28 protein-coding genes are annotated in these 26,281 nt (G+C 64.0%); 8 read left to right on the top strand and 20 right to left on the bottom strand.

Annotation, left to right across the window (positions count from 1 at the left end):
* Window positions 1–69: 69 nt before the first annotated feature.
* From NMB41_RS08685 to NMB41_RS08670, 4 genes are all read left to right on the top strand, one after another.
* Window positions 70–507, top strand: coding sequence for an Hsp20/alpha crystallin family protein (locus tag NMB41_RS08685; protein WP_494382063.1), 438 nt, complete (start codon window positions 70–72; stop codon window positions 505–507).
* 15 nt (window positions 508–522) lie between these two features.
* Window positions 523–978, top strand: a complete 456-nt coding sequence (locus NMB41_RS08680) for an Hsp20/alpha crystallin family protein (RefSeq protein WP_494382062.1) — start codon at window positions 523–525, stop codon at window positions 976–978.
* 95 nt (window positions 979–1,073) lie between these two features.
* Window positions 1,074–1,688 (top strand): flavin reductase family protein, encoded by a 615-nt coding sequence (locus tag NMB41_RS08675; RefSeq protein WP_494382061.1) that lies wholly within the window; start codon window positions 1,074–1,076, stop codon window positions 1,686–1,688.
* Window positions 1,689–1,722: 34 nt separating this feature from the next.
* Window positions 1,723–1,947, top strand: coding sequence for a hypothetical protein (locus NMB41_RS08670; RefSeq protein ID WP_494382060.1), 225 nt, complete (start codon window positions 1,723–1,725; stop codon window positions 1,945–1,947).
* 96 nt (window positions 1,948–2,043) lie between these two features.
* Here the strand turns inward: NMB41_RS08670 and NMB41_RS08665 are convergent, their stop codons facing one another.
* Window positions 2,044–4,383 (bottom strand): sensor histidine kinase, encoded by a 2,340-nt coding sequence (locus NMB41_RS08665; RefSeq protein WP_494382059.1) that lies wholly within the window; start codon window positions 4,381–4,383, stop codon window positions 2,044–2,046.
* Between the two features lie 146 nt (window positions 4,384–4,529).
* Between NMB41_RS08665 and ribA the strand changes: the two genes are divergently transcribed.
* The 3 genes from ribA to NMB41_RS08650 are packed head-to-tail and all read left to right on the top strand — an operon-like array spanning window position 4,530 to window position 7,652.
* A complete protein-coding gene (gene ribA, locus NMB41_RS08660) occupies window positions 4,530–5,180 on the top strand; it encodes a GTP cyclohydrolase II (protein WP_494382058.1) in 651 nt (216 codons plus the stop codon).
* Between the two features lie 41 nt (window positions 5,181–5,221).
* Complete coding sequence (locus NMB41_RS08655; RefSeq protein ID WP_494382057.1) at window positions 5,222–6,688, top strand: S1 family peptidase; 1,467 nt, start codon at window positions 5,222–5,224, stop codon at window positions 6,686–6,688.
* Between the two features lie 10 nt (window positions 6,689–6,698).
* The gene (locus tag NMB41_RS08650) at window positions 6,699–7,652 is read left to right on the top strand and encodes an FHA domain-containing protein (RefSeq protein WP_494382056.1); all 954 of its coding nucleotides are present in this window, start codon (window positions 6,699–6,701) and stop codon (window positions 7,650–7,652) included.
* A 109-nt stretch (window positions 7,653–7,761) separates the two neighbouring features.
* On the opposite strand, the gene NMB41_RS08645 is transcribed toward NMB41_RS08650, so the two are convergent.
* From NMB41_RS08645 to NMB41_RS08630, 4 genes are all read right to left on the bottom strand, one after another.
* Window positions 7,762–8,322: a phasin family protein gene (locus NMB41_RS08645; RefSeq protein ID WP_494382055.1), complete on the bottom strand. Its 561-nt coding sequence runs from the start codon at window positions 8,320–8,322 to the stop codon at window positions 7,762–7,764.
* Window positions 8,323–8,604: 282 nt separating this feature from the next.
* Window positions 8,605–9,156, bottom strand: coding sequence for an NADPH-dependent FMN reductase (locus NMB41_RS08640; RefSeq protein WP_494382054.1), 552 nt, complete (start codon window positions 9,154–9,156; stop codon window positions 8,605–8,607).
* A gap of 81 nt (window positions 9,157–9,237) precedes the next feature.
* A complete protein-coding gene (locus NMB41_RS08635; protein ID WP_494382053.1) occupies window positions 9,238–9,546 on the bottom strand; it encodes a hypothetical protein in 309 nt (102 codons plus the stop codon).
* A 2-nt stretch (window positions 9,547–9,548) separates the two neighbouring features.
* Entirely contained in the window at window positions 9,549–10,799 is a 1,251-nt protein-coding gene (locus NMB41_RS08630; protein ID WP_494382052.1) for an MFS transporter, read from the bottom strand.
* Between the two features lie 402 nt (window positions 10,800–11,201).
* Here NMB41_RS08630 and NMB41_RS08625 point away from each other — a divergent pair, with 402 nt between their 5' ends.
* Window positions 11,202–11,432 carry a hypothetical protein gene (locus tag NMB41_RS08625; RefSeq protein ID WP_494382051.1) on the top strand — a complete coding sequence of 77 codons (231 nt, stop codon included), beginning with the start codon at window positions 11,202–11,204 and terminating at the stop codon, window positions 11,430–11,432.
* Between the two features lie 112 nt (window positions 11,433–11,544).
* Here the strand turns inward: NMB41_RS08625 and ispF are convergent, their stop codons facing one another.
* Genes ispF through nuoE form a run of 15 tightly spaced genes read right to left on the bottom strand, consistent with a single transcriptional unit; the run spans window position 11,545 to window position 26,272 of the window.
* Complete coding sequence (gene ispF / locus NMB41_RS08620) at window positions 11,545–12,057, bottom strand: 2-C-methyl-D-erythritol 2,4-cyclodiphosphate synthase (protein WP_494382050.1); 513 nt, start codon at window positions 12,055–12,057, stop codon at window positions 11,545–11,547.
* Between the two features lie 5 nt (window positions 12,058–12,062).
* Window positions 12,063–12,776 (bottom strand): 2-C-methyl-D-erythritol 4-phosphate cytidylyltransferase, encoded by a 714-nt coding sequence (ispD, locus tag NMB41_RS08615; RefSeq protein ID WP_494382049.1) that lies wholly within the window; start codon window positions 12,774–12,776, stop codon window positions 12,063–12,065.
* Window positions 12,773–13,465 (bottom strand): hypothetical protein, encoded by a 693-nt coding sequence (locus tag NMB41_RS08610; protein ID WP_494382048.1) that lies wholly within the window; start codon window positions 13,463–13,465, stop codon window positions 12,773–12,775. Before NMB41_RS08610 ends, ispD begins: the two co-directional genes overlap by 4 nt.
* 4 nt (window positions 13,466–13,469) lie before the next feature.
* Window positions 13,470–14,027 carry an NUDIX domain-containing protein gene (locus NMB41_RS08605; RefSeq protein ID WP_494382047.1) on the bottom strand — a complete coding sequence of 186 codons (558 nt, stop codon included), beginning with the start codon at window positions 14,025–14,027 and terminating at the stop codon, window positions 13,470–13,472.
* 32 nt (window positions 14,028–14,059) lie between these two features.
* Window positions 14,060–14,377 carry a DUF2818 family protein gene (locus NMB41_RS08600; protein WP_494382046.1) on the bottom strand — a complete coding sequence of 106 codons (318 nt, stop codon included), beginning with the start codon at window positions 14,375–14,377 and terminating at the stop codon, window positions 14,060–14,062.
* An 8-nt stretch (window positions 14,378–14,385) separates the two neighbouring features.
* Window positions 14,386–15,888, bottom strand: coding sequence for an NADH-quinone oxidoreductase subunit NuoN (gene nuoN / locus NMB41_RS08595; RefSeq protein ID WP_494382045.1), 1,503 nt, complete (start codon window positions 15,886–15,888; stop codon window positions 14,386–14,388).
* Between the two features lie 15 nt (window positions 15,889–15,903).
* On the bottom strand, window positions 15,904–17,415 hold the full coding sequence (locus NMB41_RS08590) for an NADH-quinone oxidoreductase subunit M (protein WP_494382044.1): 1,512 nt from the start codon (window positions 17,413–17,415) through the stop codon (window positions 15,904–15,906).
* A 22-nt stretch (window positions 17,416–17,437) separates the two neighbouring features.
* A complete protein-coding gene (gene nuoL / locus NMB41_RS08585) occupies window positions 17,438–19,507 on the bottom strand; it encodes an NADH-quinone oxidoreductase subunit L (RefSeq protein WP_494382043.1) in 2,070 nt (689 codons plus the stop codon).
* A gap of 41 nt (window positions 19,508–19,548) precedes the next feature.
* Window positions 19,549–19,857 (bottom strand): NADH-quinone oxidoreductase subunit NuoK, encoded by a 309-nt coding sequence (nuoK, locus tag NMB41_RS08580; protein ID WP_056333562.1) that lies wholly within the window; start codon window positions 19,855–19,857, stop codon window positions 19,549–19,551.
* Window positions 19,854–20,525 (bottom strand): NADH-quinone oxidoreductase subunit J, encoded by a 672-nt coding sequence (locus tag NMB41_RS08575; protein WP_494382042.1) that lies wholly within the window; start codon window positions 20,523–20,525, stop codon window positions 19,854–19,856. Before NMB41_RS08575 ends, nuoK begins: the two co-directional genes overlap by 4 nt.
* 20 nt (window positions 20,526–20,545) lie before the next feature.
* On the bottom strand, window positions 20,546–21,034 hold the full coding sequence (gene nuoI, locus NMB41_RS08570; RefSeq protein WP_494382041.1) for an NADH-quinone oxidoreductase subunit NuoI: 489 nt from the start codon (window positions 21,032–21,034) through the stop codon (window positions 20,546–20,548).
* 14 nt (window positions 21,035–21,048) lie between these two features.
* A complete protein-coding gene (gene nuoH / locus NMB41_RS08565) occupies window positions 21,049–22,134 on the bottom strand; it encodes an NADH-quinone oxidoreductase subunit NuoH (RefSeq protein WP_494382040.1) in 1,086 nt (361 codons plus the stop codon).
* Window positions 22,134–24,470, bottom strand: coding sequence for an NADH-quinone oxidoreductase subunit NuoG (gene nuoG, locus NMB41_RS08560; RefSeq protein ID WP_494382039.1), 2,337 nt, complete (start codon window positions 24,468–24,470; stop codon window positions 22,134–22,136). The genes nuoH and nuoG overlap by 1 nt, the downstream gene beginning before the upstream one ends.
* A gap of 21 nt (window positions 24,471–24,491) precedes the next feature.
* On the bottom strand, window positions 24,492–25,787 hold the full coding sequence (nuoF, locus tag NMB41_RS08555) for an NADH-quinone oxidoreductase subunit NuoF (protein WP_494382038.1): 1,296 nt from the start codon (window positions 25,785–25,787) through the stop codon (window positions 24,492–24,494).
* Window positions 25,784–26,272 (bottom strand): NADH-quinone oxidoreductase subunit NuoE, encoded by a 489-nt coding sequence (nuoE, locus tag NMB41_RS08550; protein WP_494382037.1) that lies wholly within the window; start codon window positions 26,270–26,272, stop codon window positions 25,784–25,786. Before nuoE ends, nuoF begins: the two co-directional genes overlap by 4 nt.
* Window positions 26,273–26,281 lie beyond the last annotated feature (9 nt).

Below are 26,281 nucleotides of genomic sequence, written 5' to 3'. Positions count from 1 at the left end.
GTGCCTGGCGCGGCATCACGCCTACGCCAGGCGTCCGATCCAGTGCTTCATCCACAAAAGAGGGAGACCATGATTCCGTCCATGATGCGCAGCGACCTGTTTTCGCAATTCGACCGGCTGCAGCGGGAAATGCAGCAGGTATTCGGCATGGAGCCCGACATCCGGGGGCTCGTGCGCGGTGGATTTCCAACAATGAATATCGGCAGTACGCCCCAGTCCATCGAGGTGTATGCCTTCATCCCTGGCGTCGATCCGGACACGATCGACGTCAACCTCGAGCGTGGCGTGCTGACCGTGGCGGGCGAGCGCAAGTCCGAACTCGCCGGCGCGGACGAGCAGGTCAACCTGCACGTCAACGAACGTTTCGCCGGGCGCTTCCGCAAGGTGGTCAGCCTGCCCGACGACATCGACCCGGACGGCGTCAGCGCCGAGTGCCGGGATGGCGTACTGCATATCAGCGTCAGACGGCGGCAGGAAATGCAGCCACGCCGCATCGACGTTCACTGACAAAGGGAGGGCACCATGGCTGACGAAAACAATGTGACCACGCAAGCTGGTCAAGACACGCAAGCAAATGCAGGCGCGGTCCCGAACGGAGGCAAGGTCCCGGCCACGGCTTCCAGCCAGGACCTCGCCGCCCAGGACGAGCCGGCGCTGCTGCCGCCGGTCGACGTCGTCGAAGACGCGGGCGGCATTACCCTGTACGCGGACTTGCCGGGCGTGTCCAGGGACAGCCTGACGCTGCAGCTCGAGCGCGACCGGCTCACCGTCGAGGGCCGCGTCGCACTCGACCTGCCGCAACAGATGCAGTCGCATTTCGCCGAGGTCCGGCTGGAGCGCTATCGCAGGGTCTTCGCCCTGTCCAGGGAACTCGACGGCGAGCAGACCACGGCCGAACTCAAGAACGGTGTGTTGAAACTGCGGATTCCCAAAGCGCAGCACGCGCAGCCCAGGAAGATCGCGATCAACGTCACATAGTGCGTCCCGGGCGCCGGCCGGGCCGCCGCGGGTCCGGCCGGCAATGTGCACGCCAGCCTGCTATCCTGCAGGCTTCGCCACCGCACATCCCTCCCATGTCGATCCATTTCTACGAGCCACGTCACGGCCACGGCCTCCCCCATGATCCCTTCAATGCGATTGTCGGACCGCGTCCGATCGGCTGGATTTCGTCCCTGAGCCAAGAGGGCGTGCCGAACCTGGCGCCCTACAGCTTTTTCAATGCCTTCAACTATGTCCCGCCCATCGTCGGGTTTGCGAGCATCGGCGAAAAAGACACCTTGCGCAACGTCCAGGCAACCGGGGAATTCGTCTGGAACCTCGCGACCGCCCCCCTGGCCGAAGCGATGAACATCAGCTGCGCGGCTGTCGCCCCCGAGGTCGACGAATTCGCACTGGCCGGCCTCACGCCCGCGCCCTCGCGCCTGGTCCGGCCGCCGCGCGTGGCCGAAAGCCCCGTCGCCTTCGAATGCCGGGTGACGCAAATCGTCCAGCTGCAGAACATCGGCGGGGAAGCCGTCCCGACCTGGCTGGTGTTGGGCGAAGTCGTGGGGGTGCACATCGCGCAAGCCTCGCTCAGGGACGGTGTCTACGATACCGCCGGCGCCGGCCATATCCTGCGCGGCGGTGGCCCAGCCGATTACTTTTCGGTCGGGCCGGAACAGCTGTTCCGGATGTTCCGGCCGCGCTAGGGGCGCACGCTCCCTCTTTTCATGGACGATCCGAATGCAATGGATGACTGAAATCCACGGCGGCTACACGCTGCTCTCGACGGCACAGCCATCGCCCGGTGATCCAGGCAAATACTCTGCCACTTGCGTGATTAAAAAAGACGGGAAAATCATGGACCGTGTTTCCAGCGTCAGTCTGTTCGACGACGCAGGCGAAGCCAATGAGGACGCCCGGCGTCTCGCCAGACAGCGCCTAAGTGACTGGCAGCGCAGCGCTTGATCTGCACCGCTTCCACGGAGCCGTCCATGGCAGTGCGGTCCGCTACAGGAATACTGTCGAGCTCGTGTCCGAATGTCAGACCTGACCCCAGCTGTTCTACGCCGGCTGCGCTCCCTCGGCGGGGGGCAAGTCGACCCTGAATGTCGTACCGACGCCCTGCGCCGTCTCGAAGCTGATCTGCCCCCCATGCTCCTCGACCAGGCTCTTGGTGATCGACAGGCCCAGCCCCGTGCCGCCTTTCTGGCGCGTATCGGCGCCGTCGGCCTGGGCGAAGCGCTGGAACACGCGTGCCTGGAAGGCTTCCGGAATGCCGGCGCCCTGGTCGCGCACCGACAGGCGCGCGCCGCGGGCGTGTTCGCACAGTGCCAGCGTGACCGTGGTGCCGCGCGGCGAGAACTTGATTGCGTTCGACAGCAAATTGGTCAGCACCTGCACCAGGCGGTCGTGGTCGATCGCGGCGGACAAGGCGCGTGCGCCCTCTTCGCATTCCAGCACCAGGCGCACGCCCATCTGCCCGGCATAGGCCTGCATGCCCGCCAACGCGTGCTCGGCGACCGGCAAGAGCAGCTGGGCGTGGCGCTCGAACTGCATGCTGCCCGCTTCGATGCGCTGGATGTCGAGCACGTCGTTCACCAGGCGCACCAGGCGCTCGCAGCTCTGGTGCGCGATCTCGACCAGGCCGGCGACGTCGGGCGGCAAGTCGCCGGCGATGCCGTCGGCCAGCATCGAGAGCGAGGCGCGGATCGAGGTCAGGGGCGTGCGCAGTTCGTGCGAGACGGTGGCGACAAATTCGCTTTTGAGCTGGTCGATTTTCCTGCGCTCGGAGATATCGTGCAGGAAGACGGCGAAGAAGCTGCCCTGCCCGCCGCTGGCCAGGCCCGCGGTCATCTCGATCGGGAATTCGACGCCCTGGCGGCTGATCACGGTGCGCTCGACGCGGCGCTCGAGCAGCGGGCTGTAGCCGGTGCTGCGCACCATGTCGATGGCTTTATAGGTGCTCGGGCGGAAGCGTTCGGGCACGATCAGTTCCGGCATCGGCCAGCCCAGCACCTCGGAGCGCTTCCAGCCGAACATGCGCTCGGCGGCGCTGTTCCAGTCGGTGACGAGGCCGCGCATGTCGACGCCGACGAAGGCATCCTGGGCCGCTTCGACGATGGCGCCGATGCGCTGTTCGCTGGCCTGCACCGCCACCAGCGCGCGTTCGAGTTCCTGGGTGCGCGCCTCGACCCGCGCTTCGAGCGTGGCGTTCGCGCCGCGCAGTTCGTGGCGGCGCTGGCGCAGGTCGGTGATCAGGGCGTTCAGGGTCGCCGATAAAGTCTCGACCTCGATATAGCTGCCCGCGCCCGAGGCCAGCTGCAAATTCTCGCCGCCGCGGATGCGCTCGGCCTCCTGCACCAGGCGGCCGAGCGGGCGCGTGATGTAATGCGCGACGATCACGCCGACCAGGGAAAACACCAGGGCCAGGCCGACGCCGCTCCACAGCGCGCGCTCGCGCAGCGCCCGTGCCGGGGCAAAGGCTTCGAGTTCGGCCTGGCGCACCAGCACCGTCCAGCCCAGTCCCGGATAGGCGTCGAAACCCCGGCTGCGGCTGAACCCGACCAGGTAGGAGGCGCCGTCCGGCCAGCGTTCGACCAGGTAGCCGGCGTCCTGGCCCTGGGCCGCGCGCAGGCTGGGCAGGTCGAGCTTGCGGCCCTGCAGCGTTGATGGCCCCAGCAGCACGGTGCCGTCGCTGCCGACGATCAGGGCATCGACCTTGCCGCGCGCGGCGAGCGGCGCGATCACCGAGCGTTCGACCGAGCGCGCCCATTGCCAGGACAGGTGCGCGCCCAGCACGCCGAGCGTCTTGCCCTCGGCATCCTTGTAGGGAAAGGCGATGTCGACGAAGCGGCGCGGCTCGCCTTGCTGGCTTGGCAGCAGTTTGGCCAGCAGCACCGCTTCGTGCACGTCGCCCACGTTGATGCCCTTGAGCGCGTTGCGGAACCACGGCCGCTGCGAGACATCGGCCCCTTCCAGCAGGCCGCGCCCGGCCACCTGCACGCGACCGTCGAGGCCGGCCATGCCGATCCAGTCGTAGTAATCGTAGGATTGCTGGATGGTGTCGAGGGCCGCGCGGCGCTGCTCGAGGCTGCCGCTGGAGGGCAGCAGGTCGCGCCGCTGCGCCAGCAGCTTCACCTCGCGGTAGCGCACGTACATGCCGCGATCGAGCTTGTCCGCCGTTTGCAGGGCCAGTTCGCGCAGGCCCTGGCCGATGCTGGTTTCGACCTGCCTGGTGGCGGCCACGTCGACCACTTCGACCATCAGCACGGTCAGGAAAATCGACAACAGCGAGAAGGCCAGCGCCAGCCAGGTGCCCAGGCCCCGCCGTGCGGGGCGCCGCGGCGCGTTTTCCAGGGGGGCCGGCATTTGATCGGGAAGGGAATTCGGGGAACGGTCCATGGGTATCGGGTGATTTCCTGTCCCGCAAGAGTACCATGCACCCATGGTGCGCCACGAGCGGCCGCGAGGGGCCCCGGCGCCAGGCGCACGGCCGCGGCCGATTTCTCTTATACTTGACGGTTACATCCACCGCAACAGACCACAGCATGTCCAACATTGCCACGCCCGCCGATCCCCTGCTCGACTACGTCACGTCCTGCGCGCTGCCCACGCCCTGGGCCCAGTTCACGCTGCACGCCTTCGTCGAACATTCGACGGGCAAGGAGCACCTGGTGATGGCGCTGGGCGACATCGGCAGCGGCGAGCCGGTGCTGGCGCGTGTGCACTCGGAATGCCTGACCGGCGACGTGCTGTTTTCGCAGCGCTGCGACTGCGGCGCCCAGCTCGAGGGCGCGCTGAAACGCATCGCCGCCGAGGGCCGCGGCGTGCTGCTCTATTTGCGCCAGGAAGGGCGCGGGATTGGCCTGGTCAACAAGATCCGCGCCTACCGCCTGCAGGAAGCCGGCGCCGACACGGTCGAAGCGAACCTGCAGCTGGGCTTTCATGCCGACGCCCGCAACTACGAACTGTGCCTGCCGATGCTGGAACAGTTCGGCATCAAGCAGGTCAAGCTGATGACCAACAACCCGCGCAAGATCGACGCCCTCACGCGCCTGGGCATCGAGGTGACGGAACGCGTGCCGCTGCTGGTCAACCGCAACGCCTTCAACAACAGCTACCTGAACACCAAACAGGCCAAGCTCGGCCACATGATGAACCTGCCGGCCGCAATCGTGGCGGAAGATGGCGAACTGTAACGTTCTGCAGACTAATTAGTATGGTGGCAAGATAGCAGTCCATGACTGCGATCGATTCAGGGCGGCGGGGCGGCGGTGCCTGCACCCTTGCCACCGCCATGACCGTTTCTGCCGGCCTGCTGCTGTCCTGCTGGCTGGGGGCCGCTGTCGCCGCCCCTGCCGGCACGCTGCCGGATGCGGCCAAGCCCCAAGCTCCTGTTCCGCCACAAGCGGTCCCGCCGGCCACACCTCCCGCCACCACACCGCCCGCGCCCGGCCCAGGCGAGCTCGACACCACGACGCCCCTGCCGCCGCCCTCGTCGGCCGCCCAGCAGCTGTATTCGTCGGCCCAGGCCGACCTGCTGCAAATTCGCATGTTGCTGCGTAACGGGCGCACCCAGTCCACCGTCGGCTCGGGCTTTTTGGTCGGCACGAGCAACCTGGTGCTGACCAATTACCACGTGGTGTCGCAGATGGCGCTGGACCCGAAGGTGTATGCCGGCGAGTTCGTCGACACCGACGGCAAGCGCGGGCCGGTCGAACTGCTGGCCGTCGACGTGCTGCACGACCTGGCCGTGCTGCGCGTGAACCGCCAGGGCAGCGGTTTTTTCATCGTGCCCGAAAAGCCGGTGAAACTGATCCAGGGCCAGGACCTGTATTCGCTCGGTAATCCGCTCGACCTGGGCTTCGCCATCTCCGAAGGGGCGTACAACGGCGTGGTCAGCCGCAGCTTCTACGACCAGCTCATCTTCAGCGGCCCGATCAATTCGGGCATGAGCGGCGGGCCGAGCGTGACCTCGACCGGCACGGTTGCCGGGATCAATGTCTCGAAGCGGCGCGACGGCGAGGCGGTCAGCTTTCTGGTGCCGGTGAAATACGCGCAGGAATTGCTGCGCCGGGTCGCCGCGCAGCGCACAACGCCCAAGGATTTTAACCCCCTGATCGCCGAGCAATTGCTGGCGCACCAGCGCGCCATGGTCGGGCGCCTGCTCGACAGCCCGTTCGCGATCAAGAACATGGGCCCTTATCTGGTGCCGGTGCGCGAATCCGGCCAGGTTCGCTGCTGGGGCCGCTCGAACGCGATGCCGGAAGCCTCGTTCAGCTCGGACACGCTCAGCTGCGCGATGGAGTCGGCGATCTATGTCTCGGACACCCAGCAGACCGGCCAGGTCTCGATGACCCACCTCTACCTGCGCTCGGCGACCCTGCACCCGCTGCGCTTCGCGGCCCTGGCCAGCAGCCAGTTCGGCCTCGACCGCCTGGGCAATACGCGCGACGCACGCCTGACCGGACCGCTGTGCAGCGAGCGCTTCGTGCATTCGAATACGCTGCCGCTGCGCGCCGTGACCTGCGTGCGCGCCTACCGCAAATTTCCGGGCCTGTACAACTTCACGCTGCTGACTGCCAGCACCGACAATGCGCAGGCCAGCCTGCAAAGCCGGCTCGACGTCGCCGGGGTCTCCTACGAGAACGGCATGCGCGTTGCGCGCGCCTTCCTGAACGCGCTCGGGCGCAGCGGCAAGTTATGAGCGTGTGCGCATGAAGGGTCCGTGGTTCATCGAAACCCTCGCCCGCAATGGCGACGTGCTGCACCGGCACCGGGTCGACCAGCTACCGATCCGCATCGGGCGCGGCTACGACAACGATTACATCCTCGACGACGCCTATGCCGCGCCACGCCATGCGCTGGTCGCGGCGGGCGACGATGGCGCGCTGCTGCTGACCGATCTCGGCACCCGCAACGGCATCAACCACGCGGGCAAACGGACCGGCAGGCTGGTGCTGACCGGGAACACCGTCGTGCGGCTCGGCCACACCACCCTGCGCATCCGCGCTGCGGATTTCCCGGTGCCGGGGGAACTGGTCGACCGCACCATGCACGGCTGGGAGGGCGGCGCGCCGGGGCTGGCCGGCGCCCTGCTGGTGGCGGCCGTCGCCTTGTTCACGATGTGGCTGGCCGACACCCAGGCTTTCCGGCCCTTTCGCTACCTGCTGGCGCTGGCGTACGGCCTGGGCGCCGGGCTGCTCTGGAGCGCCCTGTGGGCCTTCGGCAACCGCCTGTTCGGGCGCCACGCGCGGCTTGGGCGCCACCTGTTCGTGTTTGGCTGCGGGATCGCCGCCCTGATGCTGTTCCGGCTGGCGTCTTCCGCCGTCGGCTATGCATATTCGATCGAAGTCTTCACCCGCTATGGCTCGCACGTGGCGATCCTGCTGGTGGCGGGCATGGTGTACTTCCACCTGACGACGGTAAAGCCCGAGCCACGCAAACGCTATGCCATCGTCTGCGCGGCGCTGGCGGTGCTGGGCTCGGGACTGGTCTTGATCAGCAACGAGCAGCGCAACGGCCGCCTGGCTGACGAACTGTATATGTCGGTGCTGCTGCCGCCGGAAATGCGCGCGACCGGGGACGACAGCGTGGACGCGTTCCTGGCCGACGTGGCCGCCATGAAGGCGGAGCTCGACCGCGAACGGCAGGACGAAGGCGGCAACTAGCTTAGTGGCAAGGAAGGAGGAAACATCCGGCCGGACTGGTTCCGCCCTCCCCTCGCGCCGGCGCGCCGGCGCGCGGCGCGTGCATCAATGACCGGACTTGCGTCTGCGCTTATGCGCCGTGCTGCTGGGCGCCCTTGCCAGTCTGGGAAGTGGACGGGCTGGCTTGCTGCATGCTGGCGCTGCCGGGGGCAGTGCTCTGACGATCCTGGCCATTGCCGGTCTTGAACGGATCGACGAAGCGCTGCAGGTTGTCCTGGCCCTGGCGCAGGCCGCGCTGGGTTTCTTCGGTAGCGTTGCGGGCCACTTCGTCGGCCAGCTGGCGTGCGGTCTGGGTGGTTTTCTGCACGTGTTGTTCGGTGACGCGGGCCAGTTCGACCTGGGCGTCGGCCGCGACTTTCGAGATGTGCTGCTGGTAGGCGCGCAGTTTTTCAGTGGCAGGCTGGGCACGCGACGCGGCGGCGCTCAGTACTTCGCTCTGGCGGTCGGCCGTCATGATTTGCTGGCCGGCCAGCGCCGTTTCTTCGAGCATCGTTTGCACCAGCTGGATGTTCAGGTTGCACATTTGCTGGAAGGATTGGAACAGCGACTTCGACATATCGTTCAGGAAGGCAGTCTGTGCGTCCAGGTGGGTACGCACTGCAGGAGTTACCGATTGGGAGAATGGATACATGCGTTGCCTCATTCATGGGTAGTGGTTATAGGAGTTGTCCGGCACACGGCCCGCAGGTCCGCGTCGACAGGTCGCCCGGAGATGTCTGACCCGAAAGGGTCGGGCGTCTCCGACGCGAAGCCACAAGGCTAAGGCAGCACGACATCCCCTGTTTGCGCTAAATCAAAAGTGCACGGCTAAGGCAAGCGGAAGCGCGAACGGGAAAACAAGCCTCAGGGAAATAAAAAGGCCCCGCTACCTGCCGGTAACGGGGCCGTTCAAACGTGTGCAGCAGGGGCAGGCTCAGCCGTGAAGCTCGACCCAGGCGGCGAACGCGTCGACGAAAGTTTGCAGGAAGGAACGCAGCGATTCATCGCTCAGCCGCTCACCGTCGAACTTGTCGGCAATGCCGCCGAGATAGGCTTCCGGCGCCGGCATGGCCGGCATGTTCAGGAAGGGCAGCATCTGGCGCAGGTGGTGGTTGGCGCCGAAACCGCCGAGCGCGCCCGGCGACTGGCTGACGATGGCGCAGGGCTTGCCGCTCCAGGCGGCCTTGCCGTAAGGGCGCGAGCCGACGTCGATCGCGTTCTTCAGTGCGCCCGGTACCGAGCGGTTGTATTCCGGGGTGACGAAGAGGATGCCGTCGGCGGCGGCGATACGCTCGCGAAAGGCGGTATAGGCCGGCGGCGGCGTTGCCGTGTCGATGTCCTGGTCATACATGGGCAGATCGCGGATCTCGACGATTTCCATGTCGAGCTTGCCTTCGGCCAGCTGGCGCATCGCATTCGCCAGCTTGCCGCTGTACGAATCCTTGCGCAGACTGCCGACCACGATTGCGATTTTTTTCGATGCCATGCGATCCCCTCTTTCTTCGTTTGCAAAATCCTGATGGTAACCAATTTCGTCCGCGGCCGCGCGCGCGGCTCGGCCCGCCGTTCAGATTCGGCCGCGCCGGAATGCCTTGAGGAATTTGCGCGCCGCAGCCGCGCTCAGCACCTGCACCGGGTCGCCGTGCCAGGCGAACAGGAAGGGCTCGCCGCCGAGCCTGTCGGTCAGCTTGGCATTGAGCAGGAACCGGGTGCCGGGCGGATACTGCGCCGGGTCGCTCAGGGCGCGCGCGCACTGCACCCGCATCGAGGGCGCGAAGGCTTGCCCCGGCATCGGCGCGATGCGCAGGCGCCCGGTGCGCGCATCCGGCACCGAATGCACGGCCACTTCGCGGTAAGCCCAGCTGTCGCGCGCCACGCTCAAGCCTTGGCCAGGGGCGCCGCGGCGCGCACCACGGGCGCTTCGCGGATCGGCAGGTTGACCAGGGCCGCCGCCAGCGCCAGCGCGATGTCGGCATACCACATCCAGCTGAAGTCGCCGAAGTGCACGAACGACAGGCCGCCCAGCCAGGCTCCGAAGAAGCCGCCGATCTGGTGCGAGAGCAGCGTCAGGCCGAACAGCGTGGCCAGGTAGCGCGTGCCGAACAGCTTGCCGACCAGGCCGGCGGTGGGCGGCACCGTGGCCAGCCAGGTGAAGCCGAGGGCGGCGGCCAGGATGTAGAAGGTCATCGCCGTTTTTGGCGCGACCAGGTACAGGGCGATGATCACCGCACGGCTGAAGTACATCAGGGCCAGCAGGTTTTTCATGCGATAGCGTGTCGACAGTGCGCCGGCCGTCAAGCTGCCGGCGATATTGAACAGGCCGATCAGCCCGAGCGCGGTACCGGCCACGCCGATTGGCAAGCCGCACAGCGCCACTTCCCCCGGCAGGTGGGTGACGAGAAAGGCGATGTGAAAGCCGCAGGTGAAAAAGCCCGCATGCAGGCACAGGTAGCTGCGGTCACGCAGCGCTTCTTTCAATTGCTGGGTCAGGCCGATGCCGAGCACGGGCGCGGCGCCCGCCGCGGCCACGGTCGGCTGCGCCGCCGCTTTCCTGCCGCGCATGAGCCAGGCCAGCGGAATGGTCAGCAGGGTCGTGGCCGCCATGGTGAACATGGCGATGATCCAGCCGGGACCGGCAATCAGGAATTGCATCAGCGGCGAGAACACGAACTGGCCGAAGGAGCCGCCGGCGTTGATGAAGCCCGACGCGAACGGCCGCCGCGCTGGCGGCAGGCGCTGGGCCGTGGCGCCGATCAGGATCGAGAAACTTCCGGCGCCGGCGCCTGCGGCCGAGAGCACGCCCATGGTCATCAGGAGGCCCCATTCCGAGCTGACGAAGGGCGTGGCAGCCAGGCCGCCGGCCAGCAGCAGCGCGCCGAGCACGATCACGCGCGCTGGTCCGTACTTGTCGGCAATGGCGCCGAAGACCGGCTGGGAAGCGCCCCACATGAACTGGCCGATGGCCAGCGCGAAGCTGATCGTCGCAACGCCCAGGCCCGTCGCCGTGTTCAGGGGAGAAAGGAAGAGGCCCGTGGTCAGGCGTGCGCCCATCGTGATCATCAGGATCGCGCTGGCAGCAAGAATCAGGAGCCAGGCCGCGCGTGGGGACATCTCGGGTTGGGTACTCATCGTCATCCCCTTGTTTTTTTTGCCGCGGGCACACGCAACGCGGAAGTGGAATGTGAGAGTTTAGCAATGAAGCGCAAGCCTTGCTGGCGGGGCAGCGAAATGCCGCCATGGCCACCCTGGATGCCGAACTGATGACATCGAGCAAACGAGACGCGGGATCTGATCCGGATTCTCCCGGTCCAACGATACGGTGCGGCGCTGCTTGCCCGATGGCGGCGCCCCCCCCCGCACGATTGACATAACCACGATCAGCCACGAAAGAGTGCCATCAGAATGCATGAGCAGACCGCAAAAACAGGCGCGGCCAGAAAGCCGCACACACGTGGCGCCTCCCTTGGGCCACACCATCCACCGCCACGCAATCCAGTCGACACGGCGACCAGGCATGCAAAGGAGCACACCATGGAACTGAGAATCGCAAGGCTCGAGAATTTTGGCGACGAGTGCCTGAAAGACATGCGGTCGGTCGATGTACGCTTGGCAAAGATCGAAACAGTCGCCGATGGGCTCGCCAAAAACGCCGCAACCAAGGCCGACGTTGCCCAGCTCGAATCGACGATGATTAAATGGTTTCTCGGCACCGCGGTCACGGTTGCCGGCGTCGCCTTCGCAGCGGCGAAACTGGTGAATTAAGCTGCGTCGTGGGGCAGCCTGCCGCGGCAGGCGCTTGCCCTGCCGCCAGCTTCAGCGGCACCGGACCGTCGGCCGATCCTCAGCCGAGCTTGAGCCGAGCTTGAGCCGATCCTCAGGCGCTCGCCCGAATCAGCATCGCGACGGCTTCGGCAGCCATCCCCTCTTCCCGCCCCAGGTAGCCAAGCTTTTCGTTGGTCTTGGCCTTGACGTTCACCTGCTGCGGCGACACCCCCAGGTCTTCGGCGATGCGCGAGACCATTTGCGGGATATGCGGGGCCATCTTCGGCTGCTGGGCGATGATGGTCGCGTCGATGTTGCCGATGGTGTAGCCGGTGGCGACCACGCGCGTGGCCGCTTCGCGCAGCAGTGTGCGCGAATCGGCGCCGGCGAACATGGGGTCGGTGTCGGGGAAATGCTTGCCGATGTCGCCCAGCGCCGCCGCGCCCAGCAGCGCGTCGATGATTGCGTGCAGCAGGACGTCGGCGTCCGAGTGGCCGAACAGGCCCAGGCGGTGCGGAATGGTCACGCCGCCGACGATCAGCTTACGCCCTTCGACCAGGCGGTGGCAGTCGTAGCCGGTGCCGATGCGAAACGGTGGAGTCGGGTTGTAGGATGCAAGTGCCATGGTGTTCACAGTAATTCGGGTTGGGCCGTGGCCAGGTACATTTCGGCGATGCGCACGTCCGAGGGCAGCGTCACCTTCAGGTTGCGCGGATGGCCCTCGACCAGTGCCGGCGACAGGCCCAGCGCTTCCACGGCCGAGGCGTCGTCGGTTATCTGCTGCGGATCGCGCACTGCGGCAAGCGCCTCGCGCAGCAGTTTATACCGGAACATCTGCGGTGTCTGGGCCAGCCACAGGCCTTCGCGCGACACAGTACTGAGCGTGCCGGGTTCGCCGCCGCTGCTGCGCTTGACGGTGTCGACCACCGGCAAGGCCAGCAAGCCGCCGACCGGGTGCTCGCCGGTTGCGGTAATCAATTTTTCGATCAACTCGTCGTCCAGGCCCGGACGGGCGGCGTCGTGCACCAGCACCCAGTCGTCCTCGCGCAGCGTGGGAGCCAGCGCCGCCAGGCCATTGCGCACCGACTCCATGCGGGTGCCGCCGCCGCAGCGCAGCACGGTCACGCCGTGGCTGGGCACGACGCTGTCGATGATGGGGTCGTCCGCGCTGACGACGACATAGGTGTGCGCGATCAGTTCGCTGAAAAGAAAAGCGTCGATGGCATGGCGCAGCATGGGCTTGCCGCCGATCTTCAGATATTGCTTGGGTCCGCTTGCGGCCATGCGCGCCCCGACGCCGGCGGCGGGGATCAGCGCAAAATAGCGTGGTGCCTGGGAATTCATGTTCTTTGTTGTCTTTTTGCCGGTCTGATAAGAGACTGTACCTCACCTGCGCAAACTTTGCCGAGACGCGCATACTCCTGCGGGGTGTCGATCGCCGCTTGCAGTTGCTCGACTTTTCCCATCTCGCGCTTGATGAAGGGCAGCCAGGCGCTGTCGATTTCGCGCTGCAACAAACTGCGTGCCTGGCCGGCCGGCGCATACAGCGGTTTGCCCTGGAAACGGCGCGCCAGTGCTTCGCGCACGATTTTCTCGGCGCGCGGCAGGTGGGCCAGGTAAATGTCGCGGTGGCGAAGTTCGTGGGTCAGGATTTCGCGGTAGGCACAGGTGCCGGGTGCGAATTCGCGCCCCACATACACCACGATCGGCAAATAGGTCAGCGTGACCTCGATGCGCGGCGCCACGCATTCGTAGCCGCTGGAAGGGTCGCTCAGCATGGTCCCTTCAACACGGATGCCCACGCGCGACTCGGTGCGCGTCAGGCCCAGCACATAGCTGCCCGGCGCCCGGTCGCCCTTCATGCTCGACAGGCCGTGGAAGGAATAGCTGTTGTCGACCCGGTAGCCGTTCTGCTGCCCGGTCAGAACCGAGACGCTTTGTCCGATTGTGTCCTCGCAGCGCGCCTGAAACGCCGTGCGGGCACTGGCCGGCATCACAACAGAGAGCCAGGCCAGCGCAAGCAGCAGCTTCATCGCATCAAGCCGGCGTCCAGGTGCCGCTCACGATTTTCTCGAGCCAGAACGCGCCGATGATGGTTTTCACGTCGGTCACCTGCCCCGCCTTGACCATCTCGAGCAGCTCGGGCACGGTGGCGGTGAAGAGTTCCAGGAATTCGCCGTCGTCGAGCTTGGCCTCGCCGGCCGTCAAGCCGCGCGCCAGGAATAATTCCAGGTGCTCGTCCGAATAGGCGATGGCGTTGTGGATGGTGCAGACGTAGCGCCAGTCGCTGGCGGTGTAGCCGGTTTCTTCTTCCAATTCGCGCTTGGCGCAGGCCAGGTGCTCCTCGCCCGGGTCGATTTTTCCGGCAGGGAATTCGACGAAGACGCGGTCGTTCGGATAGCGGAACTGGCGCTCGAGCAGCACGCGGCCATCGTCGAGCAGCGGCAGGATCACCACCGCACCCGGATGGCGGATGTACTCGCGCTGGGAGATTTTGCCGTCAGGCAGTTGAATGCGGTCGCGAGAGACCTTGAGGAATTTGCCGTCGTAGGCAAGTTCGCCGTCGAGGCGAACCTCTTTGAGATGCGAATCCATTGGACTCCTGAGTGCAGCGTTGATCGGAAAAATCAGCGGCGCTTCAGGTATCTCAAGACAAACCCTGGAAACGCCAGCACGATGAAGAGACAGCCGGTGACCGCATAGAATTCCCAGCCCTGGGCAAACACGTTGCCGATGCGGGATTCCAGCAGATAGGCGACGGCGCCGACGAGGAAGTATAGAACAAGGAGCTCGAGCAGGCGCGCAAGGAAGGGTTTCGAGCGCGCCTGGCCGGTTTGCGTGGACTTCAAGGAAATGAATCCGAACACGCGCTCGTTCGCAAACGGAAGGTTGGCCGCCGCCAGGGCGGCAAGCACAACGATCCAGGTGGCGAACGAGATATCCACGACTGAGATTACGACTTGAGCGTCAGCTGCATCGCCTGCAGGCAGACTGCCAGCAGCGTGCCCGGGATCAGGCCCAGCACCACAACCATCACGCCGTTCAGCGACAGCGCAACGCGCATGTCGGTCGGGGTGGCGATCGGGCTGGTGTCGGCCGCTTCGTCGAACCAGATCGTCTTGACGACGCGCAGGTAGTAGAAGGCGCCGATCAGCGAGAACATCACCGCGACCACGGCCAGCCAGACGGCGCCGGTGTTGGCGATCGCCTGCAGCACTGCCCACTTGGCCATGAAGCCCATCATCGGCGGCACGCCGGCCAGCGAGAACATCAGGATCGTCATGACGACCGCGAACCATGGCGAGCGGCGGCCGAGGCCCTTGAAGTCGGCGATCTGCTCGGCTTCGAAGCCCGAACGCGCCAGCATCATGATCAGGCCGAAGCTGCCCAGGGTCGTGAGCACATAGGTGATCGAGTAGTACATCGCGGCGCTGTAGGCGGCAGGCATGTTGATGCGGTCGTCGCCGACCACGCCGGCCAGCATGCCGAGCAGCACGAAGCCCATCTGGGCGATCGTCGAATAGGCCAGCATGCGCTTGATGTTGGTCTGGGCGATCGCGGTCAGGTTGCCGATGGCCAGCGACAGCACGGCCAGCACCAGCAGCATCTGCTGCCAGTCGTAGGCCAGTTCGCCCAGGCCTTCGACCAGGATGCGGATGACCATCGCGAACGAAGCCAGCTTCGGCGCACCGCCCAGCAGCAGGGTCACCGCGGTCGGCGAACCCTGGTAGACGTCCGGCACCCACATGTGGAACGGAACCGCGCCCAGCTTGAAGGCCATGCCGGCCACCAGGAACACCAGGCCGAAGACCAGCATCGTACGGTTCGCGCCATTCGCTGCAGCGGCGGCAATCTCAGGCAGGTTCAGCGAACCGGTGGCGCCGTAGATCATCGAGATACCGTAGAGCATGAAGCCCGAGGCAAGCGAACCGAGGATGAAGTATTTCATCGACGCTTCGGTCGAGGTCGCGTGGTCGCGGCGCAGTGCCACCAGGGCGTACAGCGCGAGCGACATCAGTTCCAGGCCCAGGTAGATCGACAGCATGCTGTTACCGGAGATCATGATCATCTGGCCCAGCATCGAGAACAGCGCGAGCACGTAGAACTCGCCGCCCAGGTTACCCGAGAGCATGCCGCGGTCCGTGGCGTACTGGCGCGAATACACGAGCGTCACACCAACCGCGAGGTAGGTGAACAGCTTGAGCAGGTTCGCCATCGGGTCCGACACATACATGCCGCTGAAGGTGTAGACCGTGGTGCCGGCGTTGTAGTCGGCCCAGCTGAACACCGCGCAGCCGACCAGGGTCAGCAGCGACAGGTAATACGTGATGTCACGACGCGACCCCTTGAGGTACATGTCGATCAGCAGGATCGCGGAAGCCGCGATCAGCAGGAAGATTTCGGCGTAGACCGGCACCAGGTTGGTGTCGACTGCCGCTAGCAAAGTGTTGTTCATGGCGTCTATTTCGATTTATTGAGGCAGCTGCGGGAGCTTGCTCACGGACACGTGCTGCAGCAGGTCGGCCACCGAGGTCTGGAGCGTCTCGGCGATCGGCGCTGGATACAGGCCCATGTACAGCGTGGCGATTGCCAGCACGGCCAGGATCGCGAATTCGCGCTTGTTCAGGTCGACCAGTTCGGCGACGTGCTTGTTGCCGATTGGACCAAACACAACGCGCTTGACCATCCACAGCGAGTAAGCAGCGCCCAGGATCAGCGCGGTCGCAGCCAGCAGGCCCGTCCAGAAGTTGAACTGCACGGCGCCCAGGATGACCATGAATTCGCCGATGAAGCCCGAGGTGGCAGGCAGGCCGGCATTGGCCATCGAGAACAGCACGGCAAAGGCGGCGAACTTCGGCATCGTGTTGACGACGCCGCCGTAGTCGGCGATTTCACGCGAGTGCATGCGGTCGTACAGCACGCCGATGCACAGGAACATCGCGCCCGACACGAAGCCGTGCGAGATCGATTGCATGATGCCGCCCTGCACGCCCATGTCGTTGAAGATGAAGAAGCCCAGGGTGACAAAACCCATGTGCGCGATCGACGAGTAGGCAACCAGTTTCTTCATGTCCTTCTGGACCAGGGCGACGAGGCCGATGTAGATCACGGCGATCAAGGACAGCACGATGACGACCGGGGCCAGGTAGTGCGAGGCGTCCGGGGTGATCGGCAACGAGAAACGCAGGAAGCCGTAGGCGCCGAGCTTCAGCATGATCGCGGCCAGCACGACGGAGCCGCCCGTTGGCGCTTCGACGTGGGCGTCCGGCAGCCAGGTGTGCACCGGCCACATCGGCACCTTGACGGCGAAGGCCATGAAGAAGGCGATGAAGATCAGGATCTGCTCTTTCATGCCCAGCGGCTGCACGTGCCACTGCTGGATGTCGAAGGTGCCCGAGACGTTGTACAGGTAGATGATCGCGATCAGGGTCAGCAGCGAGCCGAAGAACGTGTACAGGAAGAACTTGAATGCCGCGTACACGCGGTTCGGGCCACCGAAGACGCCGATGATGATGAACATCGGGATCAGGGTCGCTTCGAAGAAGAAGTAGAACAGCAAGCCGTCCAGGGACGCGAACACGCCGATCATCAGGCCCGACAGCAGCATGAAGGAACCCATGTATTGCGACACGCGTTCCTCGATCACTTCCCAGGCCGCCACGATCACGATGATGTTGATGAAGGCCGTCAGCGGAATGAACCACAGCGACAGGCCATCGACACCGAGACGGTAGAAGATGTTGAACGCGCCGATCCACGGCGTGACTTCATAGAACTGCATGCCGTGGGCGGCATTGTCGAAGTTCGTAATCAGCGGAATCGTCACGAGGAAGCTGACGACTGCGCCGGCCAGCGACAGCCAGCGGCTGAAACCTGGGTTCTTGTCGCGTCCCACGGCGAGCACGAGCACGCCGAACAGGATCGGGAGCCAGATAGCCAGGCTCAGGTAAGGAGGAAATGTAGAGATCGTAGACTGCATCATTTGTCTTTTTCTTTGCCTGTGATTAGCGCCAGAACGGGAAGAAGTACAGCAGGGTCGCCATGACGCCCACGATCATCACGAACGCGTAGTGATAGATGTAACCGGTCTGGAAGGTGCGGGTGATGGTCGAGAACCAGCCGATCATCTTGGCCGAGCCATTGACCAGCACGCCGTCGATCAGCGCGCGGTCGCCCGCCTTCCACAAGCCGTTGCCCAGGCCTCGTGCGCCGCCGGCGAACACGGCCTGGTTGAACTTGTCCATGTAGTACTTGTTGTCCAGCAGCGTGTGCAGGAACTTGAACTTGGCATAGAACCAGGCGGGAACGCGGGGGTTGACCATGTAGCAGTAGTAAGCCAGTGCCACACCGGACAATGCCAGCCAGAACGGCGCCGTCATCAGGCCGTGGGTCGCCATCGCGAACGCGCCATGGAATTCTTCGCGCAGGGTTTCCATCGCCGTGTGGTTTTCACCGACGAAGATCACGTCCTTGAAGAAGTCGCCGTGCAGCATCGGGCCGATGGTCAGGTAGCCGATGATGACCGACGGGATCGCCAGCAGGATCAGCGGCAGGGTCACGACCCATGGCGACTCGTGCGGCTTGTCGCCAGGCTGCAGGCCATGGTGAGCATGGTCGTCGTGACCATGGTCGTCGTGCGCGTCTTCCTCATGGTGCGCGTCCGAATCATGCCCTTCGCTGTGCTTCACAGGATGGTTCCAGCGCGACTCGCCATGGAAGACCATGAAGTACATGCGGAACGAGTAGAAGGCGGTGACGAACACGCCGGCCAGCACCGCGAAGTTCGCGAAACCGGCGCCCGGGATGTTCGATGCGTGCACCGCTTCGATGATCGAGTCCTTCGAGTAGAAGCCCGAGAACAAAGGCGTACCGATCAGGGCCAGCGAGCCGAGCAGCGAGGTGATCCAGGTGATCGGCATGTACTTGCGCAGGCCGCCCATGTTGCGCATGTCCTGGTCGTGGTGCATGCCGATGATGACGGAACCGGCGCCCAGGAACAGCAGTGCCTTGAAGAACGCGTGGGTCATCAGGTGGAACACGGCGACCGAATAGGCCGACGCGCCCAGTGCAACCGTCATGTAGCCCAGCTGCGACAGCGTCGAGTAAGCGACGACGCGCTTGATGTCGTTCTGGATGATGCCCAGGAAGCCCATGAACAGCGCCGTGATCGAACCGATGACGATGACGAAGGACAGCGCGCCATCCGACAGCTCGAACAGCGGCGACATGCGCGCCACCATGAAGATGCCGGCGGTGACCATCGTTGCGGCGTGGATCAGTGCCGAGATCGGGGTCGGGCCTTCCATCGAGTCAGGCAGCCAGACGTGCAACGGGAACTGCGCCGACTTGCCCATCGCGCCGATGAAGAGGCAGATACAGGCGGCGGTCAGCAGAGGCCAGCCGATGCCGGCCACGGTCATGCCGGCCAGTTTGTCGGCCTGCGCGAAGGTTTCGCCGTAGTGCATCGTGCCCGAGGCGGCCAGCAGCAGGCCGATACCGAGGATGAAGCCGAAGTCGCCGACGCGGTTGACCAGGAAGGCCTTCATGTTGGCGAAGATCGCGGTCGGACGGGTGTACCAGAAGCCGATCAGGAGATACGACACCAGGCCCACCGCTTCCCAGCCGAAGAACAGCTGCAGGAAGTTGTTCGACATGACCAGCATCAGCATCGCGAACGTGAACAGCGAGATGTACGAGAAGAAGCGGTTGTAGCCTTCGTCCTCGGCCATGTAGCCGATCGTGTAGATGTGGACCATCAGCGAGACGGACGTGACGACGCACATCATCATTGCCGACAGCGCGTCGATCTGGAAGCCGACCGCCAGTTTGATGGTACCGACCTGCATCCAGGTGTAGATGTCCTGGTTGAAGGAGGCGCCATCGAGCACCGCCATCAGGGTTTGCACCGAGATAATCAGGGCGATCAGGACACCGAGGATGGTTGCCGTGTGGGAGACCTTGCGGCCGACCACGTTACCCAGGAACTTGGTACCCAGCAGGCCGGCGATTGCCGATCCTGCCAGCGGCGCCAGCGGCACCGCAAGTAAGAGTGAGGAAGAGAGTTGCCCCGCCATGTTGAACCTTAATCGTTATTGTTTATCGAGCCGGGACCGGGTCAGCCTTTGAGGCTGTCGAGGTCTTCCACGTTGATCGTGTCCAGATTGCGGAACAGGACCACCAGGATGGCCAGGCCAATCGCCGATTCGGCGGCGGCCACGGTCAGGATGAAGAACACGAAGATCTGCCCTGCCGCGTCACCGAGGTAATGCGAGAAGGCGATGAAGTTCAGGTTCACTGCGAGCAACATCAATTCGATGGCCATCAGCAAAATGATGATGTTCTTCCGGTTCAGGAAAATGCCGACGATCGAGATCGCGAACAGGATCGCGCCCAGGACCAGGTAGTGTGCGAGCGATAAAGTCACGAGTTCTGCTCCTTGTTCTGCGCGGCTGCGGTAGCAGCTGCCGCGGCGGCCACGTTGGCCTCGTCGATGGCGCGCTGGTTCACCGATTCCATCTTGACGATGCGCAGGCGGTCGTTACGCTGGACGCGCACGGCGGCGCCAGGGTCGATGGCCTTGCTGTCCTTGCGCTTGCGCAGGGTCAGGGCAACGGCGGCGATGATTGCCACCAGCAAGATCACGGCGGCAATTTCGAAGCCGTAAATATATTGGGTGTAGATCAGCAGGCCCAGTTCCTTGGTGCCGCCGATGTTCAGCGCAGCAGCTTCGGGCGACTGGACGAAGTTGCCATAGCCATTCCACAGCACCAGGCCCATTTCGATGACGATCACGGCACCAATGATCGAGGCCATCGGGAGATAGCCCCAGAAGCCTTCGCGCATGCGGTCGACGTTGATGTCGAGCATCATCACGACGAACAGGAACAGCACCATGACGGCGCCGACATACACCAGCACCAGCACGATGGCGAGGAACTCGGCCTTCAGCAGCAGCCAGATGCCGGCCGCGTTGAAGAACGCGAGCACGAGGAAGAGCGCGGCGTGCACCGGGTTCTTCGCAGTGATGACGCGCAGCGCGGACAGCACCATGATGGCCGCGAAGACGTAGAACAAACCAGTTGTGAATTGCATGACTGACGGGACCTTTTCTATTAACGATACTTCGCGTCAGCCGAGCGGGCGGCAGCGATGTCGGCTTCGTAACGGTCGCCCACGGCCAGCAGCATCTCTTTGGTGTAATAGAGATCGCCGCGCTTTTCGCCGTGGTATTCCAGCACGTGGGTCTCGACGATCGAGTCGACCGGGCAGGACTCTTCGCAGAAGCCGCAGAAGATGCACTTGGTCAGGTCGATGTCGTAACGCGTGGTGCGGCGGGTGCCGTCCTCGCGCTGCGCCGACTCGATCGTGATGGCCATCGCCGGACACACCGCTTCGCACAGTTTGCAGGCGATGCAGCGCTCTTCCCCGTTCGGGTAGCGGCGCAGCGCGTGCAGGCCGCGGAAGCGGTTCGACATCGGCGTCTTCTCTTCCGGATACTGCACGGTGATCTTGCGCGACAGGGCGTAGCGGCCCGTCAGGGCCAGACCCTTGAACAGTTCGGTCAGCATCAGGCTGCCGAGGATTTCTTTAATTCGGTTCATGTGAATATGCTTTCTTACTTCCAGATATTCCAGGACGTCTGCATGACGGCGGCGACCAGCACCAGCCACACCAGCGTGATCGGAATGAAGACTTTCCAGCCCAGGCGCATGATCTGGTCATAGCGGTAACGCGGGAAGGTGCCGCGGACCCAGATCATCAGCGAGACCAGCAGGAACATCTTCGCGAACAGCCAGAAGAAGCCGCCGAATGCGCCGCCGAATTCGAGGAAGGCGAACGGTGCGTGCCAGCCGCCCAGGAACATGATCGATGCCAGGGTGGCGATCAGGATCATGTTGGCGTATTCGGCCAGCATGAACATCGCATAGGACATGCCCGAGTACTCGACCATGTGGCCGGCGACGATCTCCGACTCGCCTTCCACCACGTCGAACGGGTGGCGGTTGCATTCAGCCAGGCCGGAGACGAAATAGATGACGAACAGCGGCAGCAGCGGCAGCCAGTTCCACGAGAACAGGTTCAGGCCATTCGAGGCTGCCATGCCGATGTTCTGGCCGGCGACGATGTCCGAGAAGTTCAGGCTGCCCGACACCATCAGCACCACGACCATCACGAAGCCCATCGGGATTTCGTAGGAAATCATCTGGGCCGAGGCGCGCATGGCGCCCATGAACGAGTACTTCGAGTTCGAGGACCAGCCGGCGATGATGATGCCGTAGACTTCGATCGAGGTAATCGCCAGCAGCAGCAGCAAACCGGCGTTGACGTTGGCCAGCGCCGCGCCTGGACCGAAAGGCACGACCGACCAGGCGGCCAGCGCCGGCATGATCGTCATGATCGGGCCGAGCACGAAGAGCTTGGTGGTGGCTTTCGCCGGGATCACGATTTCCTTGAGCAGCAGCTTGATCGCGTCCGCGATCGGCTGCAGCAGGCCCATCGGACCGACGCGGTTTGGACCCACGCGGATCTGGATCCAGCCGATCAGCTTGCGCTCCCACAGGGTAGCGTAGGCGACCAGGCCCATCAGCGGCAGCAGCACGCACAGGATCTTGATCACGGTCCAGATCACCGGCCAGACCGGAGCGATCGGGCTGGTGGCGCCAAGCTCGTAAAAATTATCGATAAAACCGGGCGTTGCCATTACTTGCCCTCCCCTGCTTTTTCAACGGTGATGGCACCAAACATCGCGCCGAGAGTTGCGGTTGCCGGATGCGATGCGGCGACGCGGACAACGTTCGCCGGCAGGCGGACGTCGACCTCGGCTGCCAGGATCGCGCTGCCATTGCCTTGCGTGACGCGGACCAGGTCGCCGGACTTGACGCCCAGCTGCTCGGCCAGTGCCTTCGACAGGCGCGCGGCCGGCTGCTGGCCTTCGGCCGTACGCAGCAGTGGCTCCGAACGGCGCGCGATCGCGTCGGCGAAATAGATCGGCACGTCGGCGATACGCTGCAGGGAGCCGGACTCTTCCGAGCGGCTTGCTGCTTGCGGCGCCAGCTTGCTGATGTTGTTCAGCTTGCTGGAGAGATCGGTCACGCCCTTGCCCAGCGCTTCGTCGCGGATCGATTCGGCGGTGTCGTAGTCGAAACCGGTCAAACCGAGCAGGTTGCCCAGCACGCGCAGCACTTTCCAGGCCGGACGGGTTTCGCCCAGCGGTTTCACGGTGCCGTTGAAGCTCTGTGCACGGCCTTCGCAGTTAACGAAGGTACCGGCCGTTTCGGTGAACGGCGCGATCGGCAGCAGCACGTCGGCGTAGTCGAAGCCATGCTTGAACGGCGACATGGCGACGACCATTTCGGCGCCCTGCAGTGCGGCCATGGCTTGCTGCGGATTCGCAGCGTCCAGTTCCGGCTCGGCGTTAAGCAAGACATAAGCCTTCTTCGGTACGCTGAACAAATCGGTGTTCGTGGTCGCGCCGACGATGTGGCCGCCGACCGTGTTCGCCGCTTCGACGAAATAGCCGAACTTGGCGCCGGTCGCGTCGGCGATCCACTGCGCAGCAGCGTGGATTTGCGAGGCTTGCGGATGGTGCGCAACCGAGTTACCCAGCAGCACCGCGCCCGGCAGGTCGCCGTCGATGGCGATGAGCGATGCGGCGATGCCTTTGGCGACGTCGCCGGCCTGCACGTTCTCGAAGCCGCTTGGTGCCGCGACGTTCTTGGCGCCGGCAACTGCGGAAACGATTTCCGACAAGGCGGCGAGCCAGTCGGTTGGGGCAGCGATAAATTTATTCGCGGTCGGAATCAGGTTGTCTTCGTCCGTGCCGTGCAGGATCGACAGCTTGGCGCCGCCCTTGACTGCCGTACGCAGGCGCGTTGCGACCAGCGGATGATCCTTGCGCAGGAAGGAGCCGATGACGAAGGCACGCTTCAGGTTCGACAGTTCGGCGATCGGCATGCCCAGCCATGGGGTGACGGCGCCATCGAGCGCAAAGTCGCCCTGACGGAGGCGGAAGTCGATGCTGTTCACGCCGAAGCCACGCATGGCCTTGTTCAGCAGGAACAGCTCTTCGACCGTCGAGTGCGCGGTGCCGACGGCAGCAATGCTGTCCGCGCCGTGCTCGTGGCGGATGTTACGCAGGCCATGGGCCACGTATTCCAGCGCCGTCTGCCAGTCGGTTTCCTGCCACTGACCGCCCTGCTTGATCATTGGATTGATCAGGCGGTCGGCATTGTCCAGCGCTTCGTACGAGAAGCGGTCCTTGTCCGAGAGCCAGCATTCGTTGATCGCTTCGTTTTCCAGCGGCAGCACGCGCATGACCTTGCCGCCCTTGACCTGGACGATCAGGTTGGTGCCCAGCGAATCGTGCGGCGACACCGACTTGCGGCGCGACAGTTCCCACGGACGTGCCGAGTAGCGGAAAGGCTTGCTCGTCAAGGCGCCAACCGGGCACAGGTCGATCATGTTGCCCGAGACTTCCGAATCGACCGTCTTGCCGACGAAAGTCGTGATTTCCGAGTGTTCGCCGCGGCCCAGCATGCCGAATTCCATGACGCCGGCCACTTCCTGGCCGAAACGCACGCAACGGGTGCACTGGATGCAGCGGCTCATCTCTTCCATCGAGATCAGCGGGCCGGCTTCTTTCGGCGCGACCACACGCTTTTCTTCGTTGTAGCGCGAATTGCTCTTGCCGTAACCGACGGCCAGATCCTGCAGCTGGCATTCGCCGCCCTGGTCGCAGATCGGGCAATCCAGCGGGTGGTTAATCAAGAGGAATTCCATCACCGACTTCTGCGCCTGCACAGCCTTGTCGCTGTGGGTGCGCACGATCATGCCGGGCGAGACTGGCGTAGCGCAGGCAGGCATCGGCTTCGGCGCCTTCTCCACTTCGACCAGGCACATGCGGCAGTTCGCGGCGATCGACAATTTCTTGTGATAGCAGAAGTGCGGAATGTAAGTTCCGAGTTTGTTTGCGGCGTCCATCACCATGGAACCTGGTGCGACTTCGACTTTTTTGCCGTCTAATTCAATTTCAACCATTTGATCGTTACCTGACCTGGCTTAAAGGTATGCGGGCACAACACACTGCTTGTGCTCGATGTGATGAATGAATTCATCACGGAAATGTTTGATCATGGCTTCCACCGGCATCGCGGCGGCTTCGCCGAGTGCGCAGATGGTGCGGCCCTTGATATTGAACGCCACGTTGTTCAGCAGTTCGATATCTTCCGGGCGGCCCTGGCCGTTTTCGATACGGTGCACCATGCGGTACAGCCAGCCGGTGCCTTCACGGCAAGGCGTGCACTGGCCGCAGGATTCTTCGTAATAGAAGTAGGACAGGCGCAGCAGCGACTTGACCATGCAGCGCGTCTCGTCCATGACGATGACGGCGCCGGAACCGAGCATCGAGCCCGCTTTCGCGATCGAGTCGTAGTCCATGTCGGTCTGCATCATGATGTCGCCCGGGATCACCGGCGCCGACGAGCCGCCAGGAATCACGGCCTTGATCTTCTTGCCGCCGCGCATACCGCCGGCCAGCTCGAGCAGCTTGGCGAACGGCGTGCCCAGCGGGATCTCGTAGTTGCCTGGACGCTCGACGTCGCCCGAGATCGAGAAGATCTTGGTGCCGCCGTTGTTTGGCTTGCCCATGCCCATGTAGTTCTCTGGGCCGACGTTCATGATGAACGGGACAGCTGCGAAGGTCTCAGTGTTGTTGATCGTGGTTGGCTTGCCGTACAGGCCGAACGAGGCCGGGAACGGCGGCTTGAAGCGCGGCTGTCCCTTTTTACCCTCGAGCGATTCCAGCAATGCGGTTTCTTCGCCGCAGATATAGGCGCCGTAGCCGTGGGCCGCGTGCAACTGGAAGTTGAACGTCGAACCCATGATGCCATCGCCCAGGAAGCCGGCGGCACGCGCCTCTTCCAGCGCTTCTTCAAAGCGCAGGTATTCCTGGAAGATCTCGCCGTGGATGTAGTTGTAGCCCACGGTGATGCCCATCGCATACGCGCCGATGGCCATGCCTTCGATCAGCGCATGCGGGTTGTAGCGAATGATGTCGCGGTCTTTGAACGTACCCGGCTCGCCTTCGTCGGTGTTGCAGACGAGGTATTTCTGGCCAGGGAACTGGCGCGGCATGAAGCTCCACTTCAGGCCGGTCGGAAAACCGGCGCCGCCGCGGCCGCGCAGGCCCGAGGCCTTCAGATCGGCAATGACCTGTTCCTGGGTGACGCCGCCTTCGAGAATACGGCGCAGTGCGGAATAGCCGCCGCGCTTCACGTAGTCTTCGAGGTGCCAGTTTTCGCCGTCCAAGTCCTTCAGGATCAGCGGATTGATGTGACGGTCGTGCAGGCTGGTCATTGCTTGGCTTCCTTCAATTCGCTCACCAGGGCGTCGATCTTCTCGTTGCTCATGAACGAGCACATGCGGTGGTTATTCACCAGCATGACCGGCGCGTCGCCGCAGGCGCCCATGCACTCGCCTTCCATGACGGTGAACTGGCCGTCCTCGGTGGTGCCGCGGAATTCTACGCCCAGCTTTTGCTTGAGATGGTGCGCAGCGCGCTCGCCGCCCGACAGCGCGCACGGCAGGTTGGTGCACACGGTGATCTTGTGCGTGCCGACCGGGCGGGTGTTGTACATGTTGTAGAAGGTCGCGACTTCCTGCACGGCGATCGCCGGCATGCCGATGTAGTCGGCGATGTCCTGCATGGTGTCGGGCGACAGCCAGCCCAGTTCGACCTGGGCGTGGGCCAGCGCGGCCATCACGGCCGACTGACGCTGGTCGGCCGGATACTTGGCCAACTCGCGGTCGATTTTTTTGTAGCACTGCTCGGATAACAACATAATCTTTCT

It is taken from the genome of Massilia sp. FBCC-B171, assembly GCF_059134155.1.
This window is presented reverse-complemented; position numbering and strand designations above follow the sequence as displayed.

Excerpts from the sequence above, each read along its gene's own strand:
- nuoE (WP_494382037.1), bottom strand. The coding sequence starts at position 26,272 with ATGTTGTTATCCGAGCAGTGCTACAAAAAAATCGACCGCGAGTTGGCC.
- NMB41_RS08645 (WP_494382055.1), bottom strand. The coding sequence starts at position 8,322 with ATGTATCCATTCTCCCAATCGGTAACTCCTGCAGTGCGTACCCACCTG.
- NMB41_RS08665 (WP_494382059.1), bottom strand. The coding sequence starts at position 4,383 with ATGGACCGTTCCCCGAATTCCCTTCCCGATCAAATGCCGGCCCCCCTG.
- ispF (WP_494382050.1), bottom strand. The coding sequence starts at position 12,057 with ATGGCACTTGCATCCTACAACCCGACTCCACCGTTTCGCATCGGCACC.
- NMB41_RS08590 (WP_494382044.1), bottom strand. The coding sequence starts at position 17,415 with ATGATGCAGTCTACGATCTCTACATTTCCTCCTTACCTGAGCCTGGCT.
- ribA (WP_494382058.1), top strand. The coding sequence starts at position 4,530 with ATGTCCAACATTGCCACGCCCGCCGATCCCCTGCTCGACTACGTCACG.
- nuoH (WP_494382040.1), bottom strand. The coding sequence starts at position 22,134 with ATGGCAACGCCCGGTTTTATCGATAATTTTTACGAGCTTGGCGCCACC.
- NMB41_RS08605 (WP_494382047.1), bottom strand. The coding sequence starts at position 14,027 with ATGGATTCGCATCTCAAAGAGGTTCGCCTCGACGGCGAACTTGCCTAC.
- NMB41_RS08685 (WP_494382063.1), top strand. The coding sequence starts at position 70 with ATGATTCCGTCCATGATGCGCAGCGACCTGTTTTCGCAATTCGACCGG.
- NMB41_RS08625 (WP_494382051.1), top strand. The coding sequence starts at position 11,202 with ATGGAACTGAGAATCGCAAGGCTCGAGAATTTTGGCGACGAGTGCCTG.
- NMB41_RS08640 (WP_494382054.1), bottom strand. The coding sequence starts at position 9,156 with ATGGCATCGAAAAAAATCGCAATCGTGGTCGGCAGTCTGCGCAAGGAT.
- NMB41_RS08670 (WP_494382060.1), top strand. The coding sequence starts at position 1,723 with ATGCAATGGATGACTGAAATCCACGGCGGCTACACGCTGCTCTCGACG.
- NMB41_RS08655 (WP_494382057.1), top strand. The coding sequence starts at position 5,222 with ATGACTGCGATCGATTCAGGGCGGCGGGGCGGCGGTGCCTGCACCCTT.
- NMB41_RS08575 (WP_494382042.1), bottom strand. The coding sequence starts at position 20,525 with ATGCAATTCACAACTGGTTTGTTCTACGTCTTCGCGGCCATCATGGTG.
- nuoF (WP_494382038.1), bottom strand. The coding sequence starts at position 25,787 with ATGACCAGCCTGCACGACCGTCACATCAATCCGCTGATCCTGAAGGAC.
- nuoN (WP_494382045.1), bottom strand. The coding sequence starts at position 15,888 with ATGAACAACACTTTGCTAGCGGCAGTCGACACCAACCTGGTGCCGGTC.
- NMB41_RS08675 (WP_494382061.1), top strand. The coding sequence starts at position 1,074 with ATGTCGATCCATTTCTACGAGCCACGTCACGGCCACGGCCTCCCCCAT.
- NMB41_RS08610 (WP_494382048.1), bottom strand. The coding sequence starts at position 13,465 with ATGAAGCTGCTGCTTGCGCTGGCCTGGCTCTCTGTTGTGATGCCGGCC.
- nuoI (WP_494382041.1), bottom strand. The coding sequence starts at position 21,034 with ATGAACCGAATTAAAGAAATCCTCGGCAGCCTGATGCTGACCGAACTG.
- NMB41_RS08680 (WP_494382062.1), top strand. The coding sequence starts at position 523 with ATGGCTGACGAAAACAATGTGACCACGCAAGCTGGTCAAGACACGCAA.
- nuoG (WP_494382039.1), bottom strand. The coding sequence starts at position 24,470 with ATGGTTGAAATTGAATTAGACGGCAAAAAAGTCGAAGTCGCACCAGGT.
- ispD (WP_494382049.1), bottom strand. The coding sequence starts at position 12,776 with ATGAATTCCCAGGCACCACGCTATTTTGCGCTGATCCCCGCCGCCGGC.
- NMB41_RS08650 (WP_494382056.1), top strand. The coding sequence starts at position 6,699 with ATGAAGGGTCCGTGGTTCATCGAAACCCTCGCCCGCAATGGCGACGTG.
- NMB41_RS08630 (WP_494382052.1), bottom strand. The coding sequence starts at position 10,799 with ATGAGTACCCAACCCGAGATGTCCCCACGCGCGGCCTGGCTCCTGATT.
- nuoL (WP_494382043.1), bottom strand. The coding sequence starts at position 19,507 with ATGGCGGGGCAACTCTCTTCCTCACTCTTACTTGCGGTGCCGCTGGCG.